Raw genomic sequence first — 19,270 nt, forward strand, 5'->3', positions numbered from 1 at the left:
CTAGTCTGTCGGTAAGGTAGCAACTTACCCAGTATTTAAGCGCGTGTAGCTCAGCTGGATAGAGTACCTGGCTACGAACCAGGCGGTCGGAGGTTCGAATCCTTCCACGCGCACCATCTACTTAGTTAGATTTAGATAAGCCCTGCAAGCAATTGCAGGGCTTTTTTAATCGCATTTTTCCGTATAATCTCGCTTCAATCCTATCTCTTCCCATGCTTTAGCACCTTGATAATACGCCTCTTACGCCACGTTATGCTTGTTTGAATACCAGTGCCTTAAGCGATGATGTTCTCGCGCTGGCTTGCTGTTTAGCGCCTGATAAAGAGATAGCTGTAAGGGTGATTTTGACTCGCAAGCTGAGCTGTAAAGGAGTGACGGAGAGATAAACATGGAACAAGGGATTGATGAATGACTTTGCGTCTTAGGGACGAGTCCTGAGAGAGGTTTGAAGAGTGTTAGCGCGATTTAGGATGGAGCAATTTAGGATGGGTCAGGGGAAATAAAAAGGGCTGTAAAATACAGCCCTTTTTAGTGTAGATGCCGTGATTAGGCTTCTAGCTTAGCAAACTCAGCTTTTTGCTCTTTTAGTTTGTCCATATCGCGGCTCAGATCGGCCATCTTAGCGCGCTCTTTATCGATAACTGCTGGCGGTGCTTTCGCCACGAAGCCTTCATTCGATAATTTACCTTCGATACGACCGATCTCTTGAGTCAGCTTCTCAAGCTGCTTGTCGATGCGAGCCATTTCGGCCGCGACATCCACCAGACCTGCCATCGGAATTAATAATTCCATTTCGCCAATCAGACCCGTGGTCGACATAGGCGCCGTTTCACCTTCGCCAAGAATCGTCATGCTCTCTAAGCGCGCGAGCGTTGTGAAGAAGGCTTGGTTAGCTTCAACACGGGCTTGATCTTGTGCGCTCACACCACGCAGTAGGGCGTTTAATGGCTTAGAAGGCGCGATATTGAGCTCTGCACGGATATTACGTACTGCAACAATCACTTGCTTAACCCATTCGAGATCGGCCATCGCGGTCGCATCTACTTTGGCTGCATCATAGCTTGGGAATGGTGCCAGCATGATGGTGTCGCCTTGGGCGCTAGTCAGTGGTTTAACGCGTTGCCAGATGGTTTCAGTGATGTATGGCATCATTGGGTGCATCAGACGTTGCATCGCTTCTAACACATTGACCAACGTATTGCGGGTGCCACGCATTTGCGCTTCATTGCCGTTTTGCAGTACTGGCTTAGTTAACTCTAAGTACCAATCACAGAACTGGTTCCAAGTGAACTCGTAGAGCGTGTTCGCTGCAAGGTCGAAGCGGTAGTTTGCCATGTGGTCGTCGTAGGTTTTTACGGTTTGGTTGAATAAACCGATAATCCAGCGATCCGCCAGTGACAGTTCCATCTCGCCGCCTTGATAATCCGGTGAGTTAGGGCCGCAATCTTGGCCTTCGGTATTCATCAGCACGTAGCGTGACGCGTTCCAAAGTTTGTTACAGAAGCTGCGGTAACCGTCTAAACGCTTCATATCCCAGTTGATATCACGGCCAGTTGATGCCATTGCCGCTAGAGTAAAGCGCAGGGCATCAGTACCGTGGGCTTCGATACCATTTTCAAACTCTTTACGGGTGCTCTTTTCAATCTTGGCGGCCAGTTGTGGCTGCATCATGTTGCCAGTACGTTTTTCAACGAGGGCTTCTAGATCGATACCGTCAATCATATCCAATGGGTCAAGTACGTTGCCCTTAGATTTTGACATCTTGTTACCCGCTTCATCGCGGATAAGGCCGGTCACATAAACGGTTTTAAATGGCACCTGTGGCTTACCGTCTTCATCTTTGATGAAGTGCATGGTCATCATGATCATACGGGCAACCCAGAAGAAGATGATGTCAAAACCCGTTACCAACACGTCGGTTGGATGGAAGGTTTTTAAATCTTCAACACTGTCAGGCCAGCCTAAGGTCGAGAATGTCCACAGGGCAGAGCTGAACCAAGTATCCAGTACGTCTTCATCTTGGCGCAGGGCGATAGCATCATCGATATTGTGCTTAGCACGTACTTCAGCTTCGGTGCGGCCGACATAGACCTTACCGTTGGCATCGTACCAAGCAGGGATGCGGTGACCCCACCATAATTGGCGAGAGATACACCAATCTTGAATGTCGCGCATCCAAGAGAAGTACATGTTTTCGTATTGCTGTGGCACGAACTTAATATCGCCATTTTCAACGGCTTCGATTGCGGTTTTGGCCATAGGCGCAACGGCAACGTACCATTGGTCGGTCAGCATTGGTTCGATAACCACGCCTGAGCGGTCACCGTAGGGCACTTTTAGGCCGTGTGGCGCGATTTTTTCGAGCAGACCTAAAGTTTCAAACTCTGCCACAATGGCATCACGGGCTTTGAAACGATCTAAACCTGCATAACGCTCTGGCAGGCTGCCATCTAAGCTAGTATTGATGGTGCCATCAGTATTGACGACTTCGGCGGATGCACGAATGGCTGCATCTAAGGTCAACACGTTGAACATAGGAAGTTTGTGACGTTTACCGACTTCATAGTCGTTAAAGTCGTGGGCAGGGGTGATCTTCACACAGCCTGTACCAAACTCCATGTCTACATAGTCATCGGCAACGATAGGGATGCGACGATTAACGATAGGTAGCAGAATAAATTTGCCGATCAGTGCTTGATAACGCTCATCGTCTGGATGAACCGCTACCGCGCTATCGCCTAACATAGTCTCTGGACGTGTGGTGGCAACTTCGAGATAATCTTTACCGTCTGCGGTCAGCTCGCCGTCGGCTAATGGATAACGCAGATGCCACATGTGGCCTTGCTTTTCTTTGTTTTCCACTTCGAGATCTGAAATCGCGGTGTGCAGTTTGGGATCCCAGTTCACTAAGCGTTTACCACGGTAAATCAAATCATCTTCATAGAGACGGACAAACACTTCTTGAACGGCTTTAGACAAGCCTTCGTCCATAGTGAAACGCTCACGGTCCCAATCCACAGAGGCGCCCATACGACGTAGCTGCTTAGTGATGGTGCCGCCAGATTGCGCTTTCCATTCCCATACTTTTTCCATGAAAGCATCGCGGCCAAGGTCATGGCGGCTCTTGCCTTCTTCGGCTTCAAGCTTACGCTCAACCAGCATTTGAGTCGCAATACCCGCATGGTCAGTACCGACTTGCCACAGGGTGTTTTTACCCTTCATACGTTGGTAGCGGATCAGAGTATCCATGATGGTATCTTGGAAAGCGTGACCCATGTGCAGGCTGCCCGTCACGTTAGGTGGCGGGATCATGATGCAATAGTTGCCCTGTGAGGCATCGCCGTGGGGCTTAAAGTAACCTTGCTCTTCCCAGTTTTGGTAAAGAGTCTGCTCAATGGACTGAGGATCGTATGTTTTTTCCATGGGAAAGTATCTGTCTCAAGCTAAATTAAGTGGATGTGTTGCTAAATTTTGGGTTGTTAATTCAATCCCTAAGCCACGATATTGGCGGTAGCGTTCACGTGCTATCGCCTTATGTTGGTCGTCATTAGCCACAAAATCGAAGATTTGACCAAAGTTTACCGCAAACGGAGGCACTTGGTCTGCAAGATTAATCAGAAGTTGGCGACTTTTGTTTGGCCCGAGTCTGTCAAAACCGATTTCAACGGGTGAGCCTGTGGTGGGGCCTTCACCTTTAAGGTTATGGGGGACAAATGCACTGGGTTCAAACTGCCATAGTAACTCGTCGATTTCGAAGGCGATGTTCTTGTCCTGACAGTGAATATAGACCTGCAGCTGGCTTATAAATCCCTGTTGGGCTAGGCGGCAAGCCAACTGATACATGTCACTAAGGGCCGTGTTCTCGCCCACCGGCGGTAGTAAATAAAACAGCGCTTGAGTCATGATTTCAATGCCTTGCTTTAAGTTATAGACGAATGGGTTAGTCTACACTAAAACTCGTGCTGGGTTAACGCTTAGCTCTGGGGTTTTTCGCGGCAGATTGAGGAACCGGGAGGGGGAGTTGGCTTAAACCATTACTGTGGCAACTGCGTACAGCTTAAGTACAAGCTTAAGTACAAGCTTAAGGCTAAGATCTTATATATGAATGGTTAAACGACTAGGGAAGGATATAGGGATATAAAAGCAAAGCGCACCCGAAGGTGCGCTGGTTGAAAGACTGGTCAAACAAACTATTCCTCCTAGGTTATTGAGCATTGTTATTAAAGGATTTATTGACGCTTTGCGAATAAACAAACCGATATCGCAGTAGATTTTGTTTATTTAGCAGTTAACTCACTATTTCAACTTACATTCTCACTTACGATTACACTTTAGAATATAAATAAAGGAATCTGGCAGATATTAGTACTCAAAAAGGTACTGGGTATTTTGCTGTTAAGCAGCTCGCCTTGTTCCGTGTTATCTAAATTCTTTTTTACTCACTGTTTGTAATATGCCTACTTGCTCATATTACCGATAACGCTATTAACCTCCTCATATTGTTTGACTGTTAAGAAGCTAATTCACCTAAAATGGTCTTTCATGGTACCTATGTGGCTCTATTGCTAACGTCCTCCTCTTGATTGTTACATTTGGGCTCGAAGAGTGTGTAAGACTAAAACTGGCAATACGATGTAGTAGGTTACTCCTTAATGATCGACTCGTGTGTTAACACCCATTAGTGCGTTTATCGTTAGTTGTTGGTTATCGGTCTCTACTTTTTAGTAACCTCGCATCTCATTTGATAATCAGAGGGGAAACGCATAAATATTACAGCTTGGCGTTACCGAATTTATGTGGCCGTCTTAATATGACTGCCGTAATGTGCCTGTCTTAATGTAACTGCTTGTGTCACTGTTTTTGAGTGTGAGTTTTGTGTGGCGGCGTACTCCTTCTTGTGGTGGTATGTAACGGTTTTAAGTTGAAATTCACATCACTTCGATTCTGCTGTCACTTAGTAAAGTGTAGTAGTTATTTAAAGGTTCACACTCTTTTTACTGACCATTAGGATGGTCTATCAAACTTTTGCTAAAAAATGTGACCTATTAAACCTTATCTACTTTATGCTCTCGAAGTGATGTGGTCTCGCACTAACATCGAGTAACTTAAGCTGCATCTTCCTCCTCGTAATCATCCTCGACATTAACAGCGTCTTCGGGATGAGCAATGGATGCGAAACGTTGTGCTTCAGGTTTATGGGTTAATCGATTGAGTTGTTTCTCTAATTTTTGACCCATGGCCGTAATGGCTGCATAAAGATTGTCGTGTTTTGCTTGAGCAAAAAGTTCTCCATTTGGGATGCCAACCGATGCTTCAATTTTGAAACCAGGTTTCTCCTCTGTGATGATGACATGGGGATTAATCAACTGCACATCGTGCCTAGAAAGTTTGTCAAAACGGCTTTCAATGCGTTCACGGATTGGGGCAGTGACTTCTAGTTGTTTGCTCGTAATCTTTAGCATATGTTGCACCTTCTATTTGTTTCCTTCGATTTCAGATTACCAATCTACACCCTTAAAAACGAGATCTAAATCACATTTTTCACCCTGTTTAGTTCTGTTCGTTGGTTATTTGATCGCTTAGACAAATCTCGCGGATTCTTGGTCGAAAAGGCTTGTATTGGCTATCGGAACAGGCCATATTTGATGGGATAACTACGCAGTCTTTCCCATCATTTACCTATCTTTACTTTAAGTTTTTCATTAGATCCCGATAAAATACCTTCACTTATTTCATTGCTCAGTCTAGTGGCAAGTATTATGGAAACCGAACATATCAAAGTTAAAGTCTGGGATTTACCCACACGCTTTTTTCATTGGGGCATGGTAGCCCTCATGGCCTTACTCTGGTGGAGCGCCGAAGTGGGCGAAATGCAATGGCATCAGATCTTTGCCTATAGTCTGTTGATCTTGATTGGCTTTCGGCTTTTATGGGGCTTAATTGGCAGTGATACCGCGAGGTTTAGTCACTTCGTGCATCATCCCAAGGTGGTGTTTGAGTATTTAAAAGACATTCGCGCAAAGGGCGTGTCAGTGGTCTTAGGGCATAATCCGATGGGCGGTTATATGGTGATTGTGTTGATTGCCATTATCAGCTTACAGCTAATCACTGGGCTGTTTGCTACCGATGATGTGTTTACTGAAGGTCCACTGTACAGCTATGTGAGTTCTGATACTGCTTCGTTTCTCACTTGGTTACATAAGATGAATTTCAACCTGATCTTAGCCTTGAGTGCCGTGCATGTGTTGGCGGTCGTTGCACACGCGCTTAAAGGTGACAAATTAGTGGGAGCCATGCTCAGTGGTTACAAACGTGTGCCTAAGGTTGAGCACGCTAAAGCAGAATCTGAATTGGCCTTTAAATCACATTGGCTGGCTTTAATCGTGCTGTTAATCATCGCCGGTGTGGTGTTTACCTATTTGATGTGGCCCATAGTGCAAGTGCTCTAGCCAATGCTCAACATTAAAAAGCCTGCATGTAGCAGGCTTTTTAATTAGACATGACAACTCGTCATTAGTCTTTTTTGTAAACGTCGTGACAACCTTTACAGCTCTTGCCAGTGTTCATAAAGGCTTGCTTGATTTCAGCTTGGTCACCTTTTTGAGCCACAGTCGCTAAAATAGCTGCATTTTCTTGGAAGGTTTTCATCTTAGCGTCGAAGTCAGCCTTGTCTTGCCATACTTTGGCTAGCGCTTCGGTATCACCTTTATCTGAACCTTCAATAAAGCCTTCGAAAGGAATGTGCGAAAGTGCAGCGACATTGTTGGCGCGCATCGCAAAGGTTTCAGCTTCGAAAGGTTTCTTACCTTTCATCATTGCGCCCATATCGCCAAAGTTATAAGCAATCAGGCCAAATGCAGATTGGCGATATTCAATCGCGTCCTTTGCATCTTCAAAATTGTGTGCTTGTGCAGTTGAAGCCAATAAGGTACCGGCAACGAGAGTCAGGAGTAATTTTTTCATCGTATTCTCACAAATTAGCGTCGAAGTGTGACATTGCGCTCCTATTGTACACAAATTAACTCAATGTACTAGAAGCATTTTTGTCAGTTTTTGTCTAGGCAGGAGGGATAAACGTAACAAGTTATTTGTTGGTAGAGTAAATCTGCTAAACTGCCGTTGTAATGCTTAAACAATACTTATGGGGCGATTATGCGAGCCAATTGGGACTTAGTTTTAGAGAAAATTTTGAGCCATGGGAACTATGAAGAACTCTCAGTGTTGTTCCATTTATTGCTGACAGAAGAAGAGCGCAGTGCGATCGCGGGGCGATTAAAGGTATTTCAATTATTGCTCGATGGTGAGATGAGCCAGCGGCAGATCGCGGCGGAATACGAGGTCAGTATCGCCACGATTACACGCTGTTCAAACTATTTAAAGAATATGGCACCAAGCCATAGGGAAAAAATTCAACAACTGATCAAATAACGACACAGTGGTGCCTTTGTCCGTAATAGCCTAAAACATGGGGGGGGCAGGCAACTTATGACGACGATAAAGCGTGCGCCTTACCAGAATGTAGAAGCTATAGCTTAAGAGTAATATGGCTAATAATGGGTAAAACTTTTCGGGTAAAAACTTAAAGATCGACAATGCACCGAGCAAGTATAAGAAAGGTAATAGATCGTAAATCATCTTAGGGACCCCGCCTGATTTTCTGCGTTTTACGGGGTCGGTACGACGGTTTTGGGAGCGCATAGTGTAAATTCTTGCGCCAAGCACAAAGATGACTGCAGAAGCAATCAAGGCATAATTGGGTTCGAGCAGCATAAAACTTGCGATGCCTAACGCCATATAACCATAAGGTAAAGCTTCATATACAGGTTTTGTTAACATATGCACTCCGTCGCGTGATATCGGAATAGGTTTAAAACCCTAATATTCCAGTTAAAAATGCTAAATCTCTCTAAAACTTCCGTGTTTACGGTTAGATTATAAACATTTGTTGATAAAAAAAGCACCTCCTTATGTAAGGAAGTGCCTCATTATCTTGCTCGGGTTAGTGAGCTTTAGGCGTTACGGCCTAGATTAGCCACGGCAGCCGCAACCGCCATTGCCATCACAACCTGTTTTGGGTGTGTCGCACGCTTCATGATCGTGGTCATGGTGGTGATGACCATGGTCGTCAGAACCGCCACAACAGCCACCTTCATCTTTGCTTGAACCACCACAGCATCCGCCGCCGTGGTCATGATCATGGCTATGTCCATGGCTGCCACATCCGCCGTGGGCATGGATATGACCATGGGCAACTTCTTCTGCCGTCGCAGCGCGAACATCGATAATTTCAATGTTGAAGCTCAGTGCTTGGCCCGCTAAAGGATGGTTGCCATCAACGATGACCACATCATCTTTGACTTCGACAACTTGTACTGGGCGTTGGCCCATTTCTGTCTCGGCAATAAAGCGCATACCAGGAACGATATCTTCGATATCACCGAATGCTTCTAATGGCACAGCTTGACGCAGACCATCGTGGTAAGGACCGTAGGCTTCTTCGGCACTAATAGTCACATCCAGTGTTTCGCCCTTGGTTTTACCTTCTAATGCAGCTTCTAATCCTGGGATCAGGTTTTCTGCACCGTGCAGATAGAGCATAGGTTCGGCATCAAAAGAGTCTTCTAAAAGTCTGCCGTCTTGATCTGATAAACGGTAATGAATGGTTACCGCGCTGTGTTGGGTGATCTTCATATCGCCTCCGGTTCGGAATGTGCGCGCATAATAACGTGCTTTTTGGACGCTGGCGATAATTTGAAGTTGCTTATGTTAGATATCGCACAGCTTTTTGTTGGCGTGATGAACGGCCATTTGGAGAGGAATTAACACTAAATTGTTGATGGTTATCGCTTGCGGTTTGTTGGCCTCGAAAGTGGGTTTACATCGCTTAATCTAAAGGTATTACGACATGCTTGATATAATTGATTGAATTTAAATGTTTAAAAACGGATGTACTTGTGCGGAATTACGTTTACGTCAACAGTTTTCTATTGATGAAATCGCATTTTTACCCTAGGAAAACTTGATAATAATGAATGTTAAGAGGCGAATTTGAGGCTGTGAAAGATTTGTTTATAAATAATCCAGTTAGGGGGTTGACAAGGCTAGGTGAAAAAGGCAATTCTGTTTTACATCACATTGACATGGATTAGCCCAAACGTATGCATAGCCTAGGTTTTGTAGTAATTACCATTATTACAACCACCACTACAACCAGAGTGGGGGCGGGCTGATACACCCTAAAGAATTTTAACGACGAGCCCGCTTCCCACAAAGAAGCGGGCTTTTTTGTTTCTAGCTTATGTTTCTTAGTCGGGCGCGGTACAGGAGATCAAGATGAAAGTTATGAAATTTGGTGGTACCTCGCTTGCAAATTGGCAGCGATTTTCAATGGCGGCGGATATCGTGGCCAAGGCGGCAAAAGCTGAATCTGTGGCTACAGTGCTATCTGCGCCCGCGACAGTGACAAACGCCTTGCTAGAAATGGTCGATGTAGCGGTGAAAGGGGAAGATTATTCGCCAGTCATTCAACACGTTGAACGGGTGTTTACCTCGCTCTATCAGGATGCGGTCGGTTCTGGACTCTCGAGCAGTCAAAGCGAAGTGTTGTTTGCCGGACTGAGTGCGCAGCTTGCGCGTTGGCAGGACAGATTACGCGGTATTACGCTGCTGCAGGAATGCCCTGACGGGGTGCGCGCCGAGATCGTGGTTGCCGGTGAGCGTTTGTCTGCTGCGTTGATGGAGCAAGTTATGCTGGCCAAAGGCATCACTTCGGCGCAGCTGGACCCACGTGAGCTGTTTTTAGGCCGTGGTCGTCCGCTCGAGTCCGTGGTGGATATTGCCGTCAGTAAACCGCGATTCAAAAACCTTGCCCTCGATGAGAAGCGGGTTTGGGTGATGCCTGGCTTTACTGCCGCCGATGAAGACGGCAAGGTTGTGACCTTAGGCCGTAATGGTTCTGACTATTCCGCTGCCGTGCTGGCCGCTTGTTTAGATGCTTCAAGCTGCGAGATCTGGACCGACGTTGACGGCGTATACAACACAGATCCTCGGGTTGTCACCGATGCTAAGTTGTTGTCGCAACTCAGTTATCAAGAGGCGATGGAGCTGTCTTACTTTGGGGCTAAGGTGCTGCACCCTAAAACCATTGCGCCCATCGCGCAGTTTCATATTCCTTGTTATATCAAGAACAGCTTTAACCCCGATGCGCCCGGCACTCTGGTATCGAATCAGGCCGATGAAAGCGGTTTGCAGGTGAAAGCCATTTCTAATCTGGATAATCAAACCATGTTTGATGTATCAGGCCCTGGCATGAAGGGGATGGTCGGCATGGCTAGCCGCACGCTGGCGGCAATTTCCCGTAGTGGCGTTTCCGTGTCACTCATCACCCAGAGTTCTTGCGAATACAGCATCAGCTTTTGTGTGGCGACTAGTGATGCGGCCAAGGTGAAATCGGCGCTGGAGCAAGAGTTTGAACTAGAAATCAAAAGTGACTTACTCGAGCCGATTGAAATGCGCCATGACTTAGCAATCGTCTCCTTGATCGGTGATGGAATGCGTACCCATAAAGGTGTGGCGGCGCGGTTCTTCCAAGCGTTAGCGCAGGCTAGTGTGAATATTATCGCGATTGCGCAAGGCTCTTCTGAACGTTCTATTTCAACGGTAATCGAGCAGCGAAAGACCAAACATGCCGTAGCCGCCTGTCATCAGGGCTTTTTCGATGTGCAGCAATATTTGGATGTGTTTTTAGTGGGTTGCGGCAATGTTGGTGCAGGCTTACTCGAGCAAATCAAACATCAGGCGAGCGTGTTAAAAGAGCAGCACATTAGCATTCGTGTCTGCGGCATAGTGAATTCAAGCAAGATGTTACTCGATAGTGCGGGTATCGATTTAAACAATTGGCAAAACCTGCTTGCCGACAGTCAGCAGTCAAGCGACCTTCCCGCGCTATTGGCTTGGGTGAAAGAGCAACAGTTATTAAACCCTGTACTGGTGGATTGTACTTCAAGCGATCAAGTGTCAAACCAGTATTTAGAGGTAATGAATGCGGGCATGCACGTGGTGACGCCCAATAAGAAGGCCAATACTCGAGACTACGCTTACTACCAAGCACTGCGTCAAACAGCTTTGAAACAACGTCGTCAGTTCTTGTATGAGACTAACGTTGGCGCCGGATTACCCGTTATCGACAACTTGAAAAAACTGTTATTTGCTGGCGATAAGTTGCACAAGTTTAACGGTATTTTATCAGGCTCCTTATCCTTTATCTTCGGTAAACTCGATGAGGGCATGACACTGTCAGAAGCGACTAAACTGGCGCGGGAAAAATGCTTTACCGAGCCCGATCCCCGTGATGATTTAAGTGGTATGGATGTGGCGCGTAAAGTGCTGATCTTGGCCCGTGAAGTGGGTTTGAAACTTGAGCTAAGCGATATCGTTGTCGACTCAGTTCTGCCTGACGATTTTGATGATTCAGGCGATGTGGAAAGTTTTATGGCGCGTTTACCCGAGGCAGATGCCGCGATTGCGGCGCGAGTGGCAGAGGCGAAAGCACAGGGCAAAGTGCTGCGTTATGTGGGGCAGATTGAAGAAGGTGCGTGTTATGTGCGTATCACCGAAGTCGATGCCACCGATCCGCTCTACAGCGTAAAAGGCGGTGAAAATGCCCTAGCATTCTACAGCCGTTATTATCAGCCGATTCCTTTTGTGCTACGTGGTTATGGTGCGGGTACAGAAGTGACAGCGGCCGGCGCTTTTGCCGATGTATTAAGAACCTTAAATTGGACTCGTGAGGTGAGTGTATGAGTTTGACCGTTTACGCTCCCGCCTCTATGGGTAATGTGGGTGTGGGCTTTGATTTATTGGGTGCAGCACTCGCGCCCATCGATGGCAGTTTACTGGGCGATAGAGTCACTATTGCGGCGGCGGATGTGGGGGTGAGCCTCACTCAAATGGGAGCCTGGGCGCATAAGTTACCCAGCAATCCCGAGGAAAATATCGTCCATCAATGTGCGGTGTTTTTCTTAAAAGCCCTTGGAAAAGAAAACCAAGGCGTGGCATTAACCCTAGAGAAAAACTTGCCCGTAGGCAGTGGCTTAGGCTCGAGCGCCAGTTCTGTGGTTGCAGCGCTTTACGCGCTTAACGAACATTTTGAGCGTCCATACGATAAACAAGCGCTACTCGAACTCATGGGCGAGTTTGAGGGCAAGATCAGCGGAAGCGTGCATTACGACAACGTCGCGCCCTGTTATTTGGGCGGCATGCAGTTGATGCTCAATGTACCCGGCGCTATCTGCGAGGCGATCCCTAGTTTTAAAGAATGGTATTGGGTGGTGGCGTATCCTGGGATTTCACTCTCAACGGCCATGATGCGTAAACTCATGCCAGAACAATACGATAAGTCCGTGGTCATCGATTTTGGGCGTTATTTGAGTGCCTTTGTACACGCCTCTTATCAGCAAAACGCCAAGCTTGCGATTCAAGTCTTGAAGGATGTGTTGGCCGAACCTTACCGCGCGGCGGCGATATCGGGTTATGACCACGCCAGAGCGGCGCTCGCCGAATTAGGCATGTTGACCACAGGCATTTCTGGCAGTGGGCCAACGCTGTTTTCGGTGACTGACGATCTCGCGATCGCTAACGCCGCTAAGGCGTGGTTAGAGGCTCATTATTTGACCGAAGCGGGGGGCTTTGCCCATGTGTGCCGCCTCGATGAGCAAGGTACGCGTCGAGTCGATTAATTTTCTTACTTTTAAAAGCATTAAGCCAAGTCTAAAGGCTTGGCACTGATAAGGTCGAGTGAGCATGGAACTATATAATTTAAAACACCCTTCGCAGAAAGTAAGCTTTAAAGAAGCGGTGCAATTGGGACTCGGTAAAGACAGAGGGCTGTTTTTTCCTACTCAAATCCCTGTGTTGCATGATATTGAGGCGCTGCTGGCGATGCCTTTTGTCGAGCGCAGTAAAAAAGTGCTCGGTGCTTGGCTCGCCTCTGAACTTGGGCAAGACGCGGTAGATAAACTGGTCGAGCGCGCCTTTAATTTCGATTTGCCCTTGGTGGCGGTCGATGAGCAGCGCTCATGCCTCGAGCTTTTCCACGGACCAACCTTAGCATTCAAGGATTTTGGCGCGCGCTTTATGGCGCAATGCATCAATGCCTTTGCTCAAGACTCGCGCTTAACCATTCTAACCGCGACCTCGGGTGATACAGGGGCGGCGGTGGCCGATGCCTTTTACGGCCTAGATAAAGTCAATGTCGTGGTGCTCTATCCTAAGGGCAAAATCAGTGAGCTACAGGAGAAGATGTTCACCACCTTAGGTAACAACATTCACACAGTGGCGGTGGCGTCCGATTTCGATGCTTGCCAGCACTTAGTCAAACAGGCTTTTGAAGATAGCGATGTACGTGATGGATTGCATTTAAACTCGGCCAACTCAATCAACATCAGTCGCTTACTGGCACAGATTTGTTATTACTTCGAAGCGGTCGCCCAATCGAAACAGCGCCATGAGGCCGATCCTGTGATTGCTGTGCCCAGTGGTAATTTTGGTAATCTCACCGCGGGATTATTTGCCAAAGCCATGGGCTTACCAGTTAAACGTTTTATTGCCGCCACCAACGCGAATGACACTGTGCCACGTTATTTAGAGACTGGCGATTGGCAACCCAATCCCACTCAAGCGACTATGTCCAATGCGATGGATGTGAGCGAGCCAAGTAACTGGCCGCGCGTCGAGGCCATTTGCGAGAAACTCGGTTGGCCATTGGCGGACCTAGTGGGGATTCGTTTATCAGAGGCGCAAACTTCGGAGGCGCTGGCGGAGTTGCATGCCAAAGGTTATGTGTCCGAACCCCATGCGGCGATTGCAGCCAGAGCGTTAACACTTAACTTAGTGCCTGATGAAGTGGGGATATTTTTAGGCACGGCGCATCCTGCCAAGTTTAAGGACGTCGTAGATAGAGAGCTTAACCTCGATTTACCTTTGCCAGCAGAACTTAAAGCGGTGGAGCATAAACCCATACTCTCGGCTGAATTAGCCGCCGATTTTGCTCAGTTAAAGTCACATTTATTTGCGGTATTAAGCTGAGCGGGTTAATCGCCACTAAACCACAGGTAAAAGGGAGTCGATTGACTCCCTTTTTTACAAGTGTAAATGAGGCTCGAGAGAATTAATCAAAGCTTATCATCCACAGTGATTATCAAACCTTTATATAACCATATGAAATCAAATTAATATTTGTAACTTTGTGTATTGGATGTCGTTAAAGGGATGTGAGTTGCTTCACAATTAAGTTGAATCGAATTCGTTATGTTCGCCCGCCTATTTAGGATGTAACAATTGGATAAACTGTTTTGTTTAAATGTGCCTTATCAGGGATTTGCCTTATCTTTTTTCTCTCAAGTTGCGCCTTAGAACCCCCTCAATTACCACGGCGCATTAACGAAGCCTATGATTTTGAAGTGACTCACTGTGACAGTTTTGCTTTAGTCACAGGTGTGAGCCGTCATGCCAATAACCTTGCCGAGGCAAAGCAATCCGCTGCGTTGCAAGGAGAAGAGTTAGGAGGTACTCATATAGTGTGGTTGCAAACCGATATGGGAGAACCAACCAAAGTGGTGGCGATAGTCTATAAATGCCTGCTTTAAACCGGATGCCTTGAGCGTTGACTATCTAGTGGGAGTTCAAGCCCGTGGCATCCTCGGTTGATGCAGACTAAGCTTAGGAAGGCGATGGGAACGCCACGGGTTCTAACGGTAAACTCCTGCGTTAGACATTCTACATAAGGACGAGAGCAACCGATTATGGGGCGACTATTGTGCCTAGGTTCGTTTTTCAGCTTAGTCATATCCTGCTGTTATGTATTTTTATTTTCCCCGCTTTAGGTGCTCCATCTGAGGCCGTAGCGCCCGTTTGTGTAAATCCCCTCAGAGTTGGTTATAACGATTGGCCGCCCTATGCTTGGCAAGATCCGCAGGGTGAAGCGCAGGGGTTAGATGTGGAGCTGCTTCGTGCCTTTGCCGAACACTTAGGTTGCGAGGTCACTTTTATCAATGTACCGGCGAAGCGCTCACATCAAATGCTGAAAAGTGGCTCCTTAGACATGATGATGGGCGCCACTAAAACCGCTGAGCGTGAAGAATATGCCTTATTTTCAGCCGCCTACCGTGATGAAACCGTGCGTTTATTTGTGCTGGATGAGAACAAAGACAAGATTCGGTTAACCCAATGGCAGGACATTTTTAGCCAGAAACTGCGCTTGTTAGTGCCCATCAGTGGTTGGTATGGGGTGGATTATGAACAGACCCGGCAGCGTTTGGAGCAAGAGCACCTGTTGATACTCAGTCCCGATGCCGATAAATCGGTGCAAATGCTCACCTATGGCCGTGCGGATGTGATTATCGGTGATGCCATGGCCATGCCTTATATCGCCAGTCAGCATCAAGGGGTGAGGTTATCACCGCTAAAGCCCGTGTTGGATCGCAACCAAATTCATTTAATGCTCAGCAAGCAAACCCTTTCATTATCACAATTAAAGCAATTTAATGCTGCTATCAAGGCGTTACGTGCCAACGGTGAAATTGCTCGAATTGTATATAAATGGCAGCAAATTTCGTTGGCGCAGCAAACGAAAACCAGCCATCAGTTTAACTCGCTCTCTGCGCAATATGCCGACTTACTCACCTTCAATTGAAGCGGACAAATACCTTTAAGATTATCGGTATAGTAAATGGTAAGCCTATGACACATTTGCTAAAACTTCTGTTGCCTTGAGTTACTGCTCTCTCTCTCAATTTCTGCTAGCTTGTGGGATTACTTTGCCAGACTTTGGGTCATCATTCGTCAATCACGCCCACTAGAAAGTCCATTGCTAACAATAACAATAGGATAGAGATTACACATGAAACTTCGTCATTCTGTTGCCTGCTGCATGCTCGCCCTTGGCACTTTGTCCGCAGCCCACGCCATCGCTCAACCCGCCAGCAATCAAGGTTATTACCGTGCGCCTGCATTGCATGACCAGACCTTAGTCTTTACGGCCGAAGGCGATCTTTGGACTCAAACGCTTGGGCAAAAGGCTGCGACACGCCTGACCACGTTACCCGCCGAAGAGCTAGGCGCCGCCATCTCTGCCGATGGTAAATGGGTGGCCTATGTCGCCAATTATGAGGGCGCTAGTGAGGTTTATGTTATTCCTGTTGCGGGTGGTGTGGCCAAACGCGTGAGTTTCGAAAACAGTCGAGTGCGCGTGCAAGGCTGGACCGCAAAGGGCGAAGTGCTTTATTCCACCGACAGTGGCTTTGGCCCTGCAAACAATTGGATGCTGCGACTGGTGAACCCAGTGACCTTGGCGACGACCGACTTACCCCTAGCCGATGCGGTGGAAGGCGTGGTCGATGCCAATAATCAATATGTGTACTTTACCCGTTTTGGCCTGCAGGTGACTGGCGATAACGCTAAGGTTTATCGCGGCGGCGCTAAGGGCGAATTATGGCGCTTTAAGCTCGGTGGCAAAGACGAGGCGCAGTTACTCAGTGGTCAGCATCAAGGTTCGGTGCGTCAGCCTATGCTATGGCAAGACAGACTCTATTTTATCAGTGACAGCGATGGTAACGACAACCTCTGGTCCATGGCTCTGGATGGCAGTGATGCTAAACAGTTGACCCAATATAAAGATTGGCAGGTGCGCGGTGCTCGAATGGACCAAGGCAAAGTCGTGTTCCAGCAGGGCGCAGATATTCATGTTTTTGATATCGCCTCCGCCAAAGACTCATTATTAGATATTGAATTAATTTCAGATTTCGCCCAACGCCGCGAGCATTGGGTAAAAGATCCTATGGATTATGCAACCTCAGCGAACCTTGCTCTCGCGGGCGATAAGGTGGTGATCACTGCCCGCAGCCATGTGGCGATTGCGGGAATTGACGGTTCACGTTTAGTGCAAGTAGCGCTGCCTGGCACCTATCGTGTGCGCAATGCGATTATGAGCCAAGACGGTAAATCGGTTTATGCCATCAGCGACATGAGTGGCCAACAGGAAATTTGGCAATTCCCTGCCGATGGTAGCAGCGGCGCGAAGCAACTTACCAAAGATGGTCATACCTTAAGAATGACGCTGAGTCTGTCAAACGATGGCCGCTACCTTGCCCATGACGATAACGATGGCAATGTGTGGTTGCTGGATCTGAAGAAAAACTCTAATCAAAAAATCATCAGCAACGGTGAGGGTCTTGGCCCCTATGCCGATATTCGCTGGTCGGCTGACAGCCGTTTTATCGCGTTAACTAAATCCGAAATCGGCAAGCAAAGACCACAAATCGTGCTGTATTCTGTGGACGAAAATAAGGCCCAAGCGCTCACCAGCGACAAGTATGAGTCCTATTCGCCGACTTTTAGCAGCGATGGTCAGTGGTTATATTTCCTCTCCAATCGCCAGTTTACTGCAACGCCAAGCTCACCTTGGGGCGACCGCAATATGGGGCCTGTGTTTGATAAACGTAGCGAGATTTTTGCGATTGCCTTAGTAAAGAACGCCAAGTTCCCCTTTAGCAAACCCACAGAGCTGACAGCTAAAGCGGCTGAAAAGGCAGACTCTAAAGATAAACCGACGCCAGTCAAAATTGATTGGGCGGGAATTGGTGAGCGTTTATGGCAAGTACCTGTTGACTCAGGCAATTACAGCCAGCTAACTGCTATTGACGGTCGTCTCTATGTGCTCGACCAAGCCATTGGCGATGACACTGAGCCTAGCTTGATGACGATTAAGTTTAACGAGCAGCGCCCTAAAGCCGAAGTATTTGCCGAAGATGTAGCGAACTACAGTGTGTCCGCCGATGGTAGCAAGTTGTTGCTGCGCAAAAAGAGCAATGAAAAGTCTCTGCTGATCGTCGATGCGGGCGACAAGTTGGGCGATACCGAAAATGCCAAGGTGCAAACGGATCAGTGGCAATTAGCGATTTCACCCACCCTAGAATGGCAACAGATGTTTGAAGATGCCTGGTTAATGCACAGGGACTCCTTCTTCGATAAGAAGATGCGCGGCCTCGATTGGCAGGCGACCAAGGCCAAGTACCAACCGCTACTTGACCGTTTGACCGACCGTAACGAGTTAAACGATATCTTTATGCAGATGATGGGCGAGCTGGACTCGTTGCACTCGCAGGTGCGGGGTGGCGATCTGCCAAAAGACCCTGACGCGGCCAAAGGCGCGAGTTTAGGCGCGCGGCTACAACAAACTAACGATGGGGTAAAAATTGCTCATATCTATCGTAATGATCCCGAGTTGCCAAGCCAGGCATCGCCCTTAAGCCGTATCGAAGTTGATGCGAAAGAAGGCGATATGTTACTCGCCATCAACGGCACCCCTGTGACTAATGTGGCCGATGTGACTCGTTTATTGCGTAATCAGCAGGATAAACAGGTTCTGCTTGAGCTTAAACGCGGCGGCCAAAACCATAAAACCGTGGTGATGCCAGTTAGCACTCAGGTCGATAGCCAATTACGTTATTTAGATTGGGTCAATCACAATGCGGGCGTCGTGACCGAGGCAAGTAAGGGCAAGATTGGTTACCTGCACTTATACGCCATGGGCGGCGGCGATATTGAGAGTTTTGCCCGTGAGTTTTACACCAATTACGATAAGGACGGTTTGATTATCGACGTGCGTCGTAACCGCGGCGGCAATATTGATAGTTGGATCATCGAAAAACTGTTACGCCGGGCTTGGGCCTTCTGGCAGCCAACCCATGGCACGCCTAACACCAATATGCAGCAAACCTTCCGTGGCCATTTAGTGGTGTTAACCGACGAGCTAACGTACTCAGATGGTGAAACCTTCTCGGCGGGGATTAAGGCGCTGGGCATTGCTCCGCTGATTGGTAAACAAACCGCGGGGGCGGGCGTGTGGTTATCGGGTCGTAACTCACTCACAGATAAAGGCATGGCGCGGGTCGCCGAATATCCGCAATATGCGATGGATGGCCGCTGGGTACTCGAAGGGCATGGGGTGACACCGGATATCGAGGTGGATAACTTACCCTTTGCGACCTTTAACGGCCACGATGCGCAGCTCGAAACCGCCATCAGCTATCTTAAGGATGAGTTGATTAAGCAGCCTATCCCCGCATTGAAGGCGCAGCCTATGCCGGCAAAAGGCATGGCGGAAGACATAAAAGCTAAGTAATTGGCTTAAAAAATAAAAATTTAACTAAGGTTTAAGTTAGCCAAGTTAAGCTGGCTGGGTTCAATGTTAGGGTGTTGTCTTGTGGTTCCC

14 protein-coding genes and 1 tRNA gene are annotated in these 19,270 nt (G+C 47.6%); 9 read left to right on the top strand and 6 right to left on the bottom strand.

Features of this window, described 5'->3' with window-relative positions:
• Window positions 1-39: 39 nt before the first annotated feature.
• Window positions 40-116: transfer RNA gene (locus K0H60_RS06055), tRNA-Arg, on the top strand.
• A 430-nt stretch (window positions 117-546) separates the two neighbouring features.
• On the opposite strand, the gene K0H60_RS06060 is transcribed toward K0H60_RS06055, so the two are convergent.
• The 3 genes from K0H60_RS06060 to hpf form a co-directional block, all read right to left on the bottom strand.
• A complete protein-coding gene (locus K0H60_RS06060; RefSeq protein WP_220057578.1) occupies window positions 547-3,423 on the bottom strand; it encodes a valine--tRNA ligase in 2,877 nt (958 codons plus the stop codon).
• A gap of 15 nt (window positions 3,424-3,438) precedes the next feature.
• On the bottom strand, window positions 3,439-3,903 hold the full coding sequence (locus tag K0H60_RS06065) for a DNA polymerase III subunit chi (protein ID WP_220057579.1): 465 nt from the start codon (window positions 3,901-3,903) through the stop codon (window positions 3,439-3,441).
• Between the two features lie 1,202 nt (window positions 3,904-5,105).
• Window positions 5,106-5,462 (bottom strand): ribosome hibernation-promoting factor, HPF/YfiA family, encoded by a 357-nt coding sequence (hpf, locus tag K0H60_RS06070; protein WP_011621920.1) that lies wholly within the window; start codon window positions 5,460-5,462, stop codon window positions 5,106-5,108.
• A gap of 297 nt (window positions 5,463-5,759) precedes the next feature.
• Between hpf and K0H60_RS06075 the strand changes: the two genes are divergently transcribed.
• Window positions 5,760-6,449: a cytochrome b/b6 domain-containing protein gene (locus K0H60_RS06075; protein WP_220057580.1), complete on the top strand. Its 690-nt coding sequence runs from the start codon at window positions 5,760-5,762 to the stop codon at window positions 6,447-6,449.
• Window positions 6,450-6,513: 64 nt separating this feature from the next.
• On the opposite strand, the gene K0H60_RS06080 is transcribed toward K0H60_RS06075, so the two are convergent.
• On the bottom strand, window positions 6,514-6,963 hold the full coding sequence (locus K0H60_RS06080; RefSeq protein ID WP_011625579.1) for a c-type cytochrome: 450 nt from the start codon (window positions 6,961-6,963) through the stop codon (window positions 6,514-6,516).
• Between the two features lie 189 nt (window positions 6,964-7,152).
• Between K0H60_RS06080 and trpR the strand changes: the two genes are divergently transcribed.
• Window positions 7,153-7,428, top strand: coding sequence for a trp operon repressor (gene trpR / locus K0H60_RS06085; RefSeq protein WP_011621923.1), 276 nt, complete (start codon window positions 7,153-7,155; stop codon window positions 7,426-7,428).
• 30 nt (window positions 7,429-7,458) lie between these two features.
• Here the strand turns inward: trpR and K0H60_RS06090 are convergent, their stop codons facing one another.
• On the bottom strand, window positions 7,459-7,836 hold the full coding sequence (locus K0H60_RS06090) for a hypothetical protein (RefSeq protein ID WP_220057581.1): 378 nt from the start codon (window positions 7,834-7,836) through the stop codon (window positions 7,459-7,461).
• A gap of 192 nt (window positions 7,837-8,028) precedes the next feature.
• Window positions 8,029-8,691, bottom strand: a complete 663-nt coding sequence (gene slyD, locus K0H60_RS06095; protein ID WP_220057582.1) for a peptidylprolyl isomerase — start codon at window positions 8,689-8,691, stop codon at window positions 8,029-8,031.
• 642 nt (window positions 8,692-9,333) lie between these two features.
• Between slyD and thrA the strand changes: the two genes are divergently transcribed.
• The 6 genes from thrA (at window position 9,334) to K0H60_RS06125 (ending at window position 19,180) form a co-directional block, all read left to right on the top strand.
• Complete coding sequence (gene thrA, locus K0H60_RS06100; RefSeq protein WP_220057583.1) at window positions 9,334-11,802, top strand: bifunctional aspartate kinase/homoserine dehydrogenase I; 2,469 nt, start codon at window positions 9,334-9,336, stop codon at window positions 11,800-11,802.
• Window positions 11,799-12,737 carry a homoserine kinase gene (thrB, locus tag K0H60_RS06105; RefSeq protein WP_220057584.1) on the top strand — a complete coding sequence of 313 codons (939 nt, stop codon included), beginning with the start codon at window positions 11,799-11,801 and terminating at the stop codon, window positions 12,735-12,737. Before thrA ends, thrB begins: the two co-directional genes overlap by 4 nt.
• A gap of 64 nt (window positions 12,738-12,801) precedes the next feature.
• Window positions 12,802-14,085, top strand: a complete 1,284-nt coding sequence (gene thrC / locus K0H60_RS06110; RefSeq protein WP_220054971.1) for a threonine synthase — start codon at window positions 12,802-12,804, stop codon at window positions 14,083-14,085.
• Between the two features lie 290 nt (window positions 14,086-14,375).
• Window positions 14,376-14,645 carry a hypothetical protein gene (locus tag K0H60_RS06115; RefSeq protein ID WP_041412956.1) on the top strand — a complete coding sequence of 90 codons (270 nt, stop codon included), beginning with the start codon at window positions 14,376-14,378 and terminating at the stop codon, window positions 14,643-14,645.
• Window positions 14,646-14,812: 167 nt separating this feature from the next.
• Window positions 14,813-15,691 (top strand): substrate-binding periplasmic protein, encoded by an 879-nt coding sequence (locus K0H60_RS06120; protein ID WP_220058119.1) that lies wholly within the window; start codon window positions 14,813-14,815, stop codon window positions 15,689-15,691.
• Window positions 15,692-15,898: 207 nt separating this feature from the next.
• Window positions 15,899-19,180, top strand: a complete 3,282-nt coding sequence (locus K0H60_RS06125) for a S41 family peptidase (protein WP_220057585.1) — start codon at window positions 15,899-15,901, stop codon at window positions 19,178-19,180.
• Window positions 19,181-19,270: the final 90 nt, after the last annotated feature.

The organism is Shewanella mangrovisoli (assembly GCF_019457635.1).
Lineage (GTDB): Bacteria > Pseudomonadota > Gammaproteobacteria > Enterobacterales > Shewanellaceae > Shewanella > Shewanella mangrovisoli.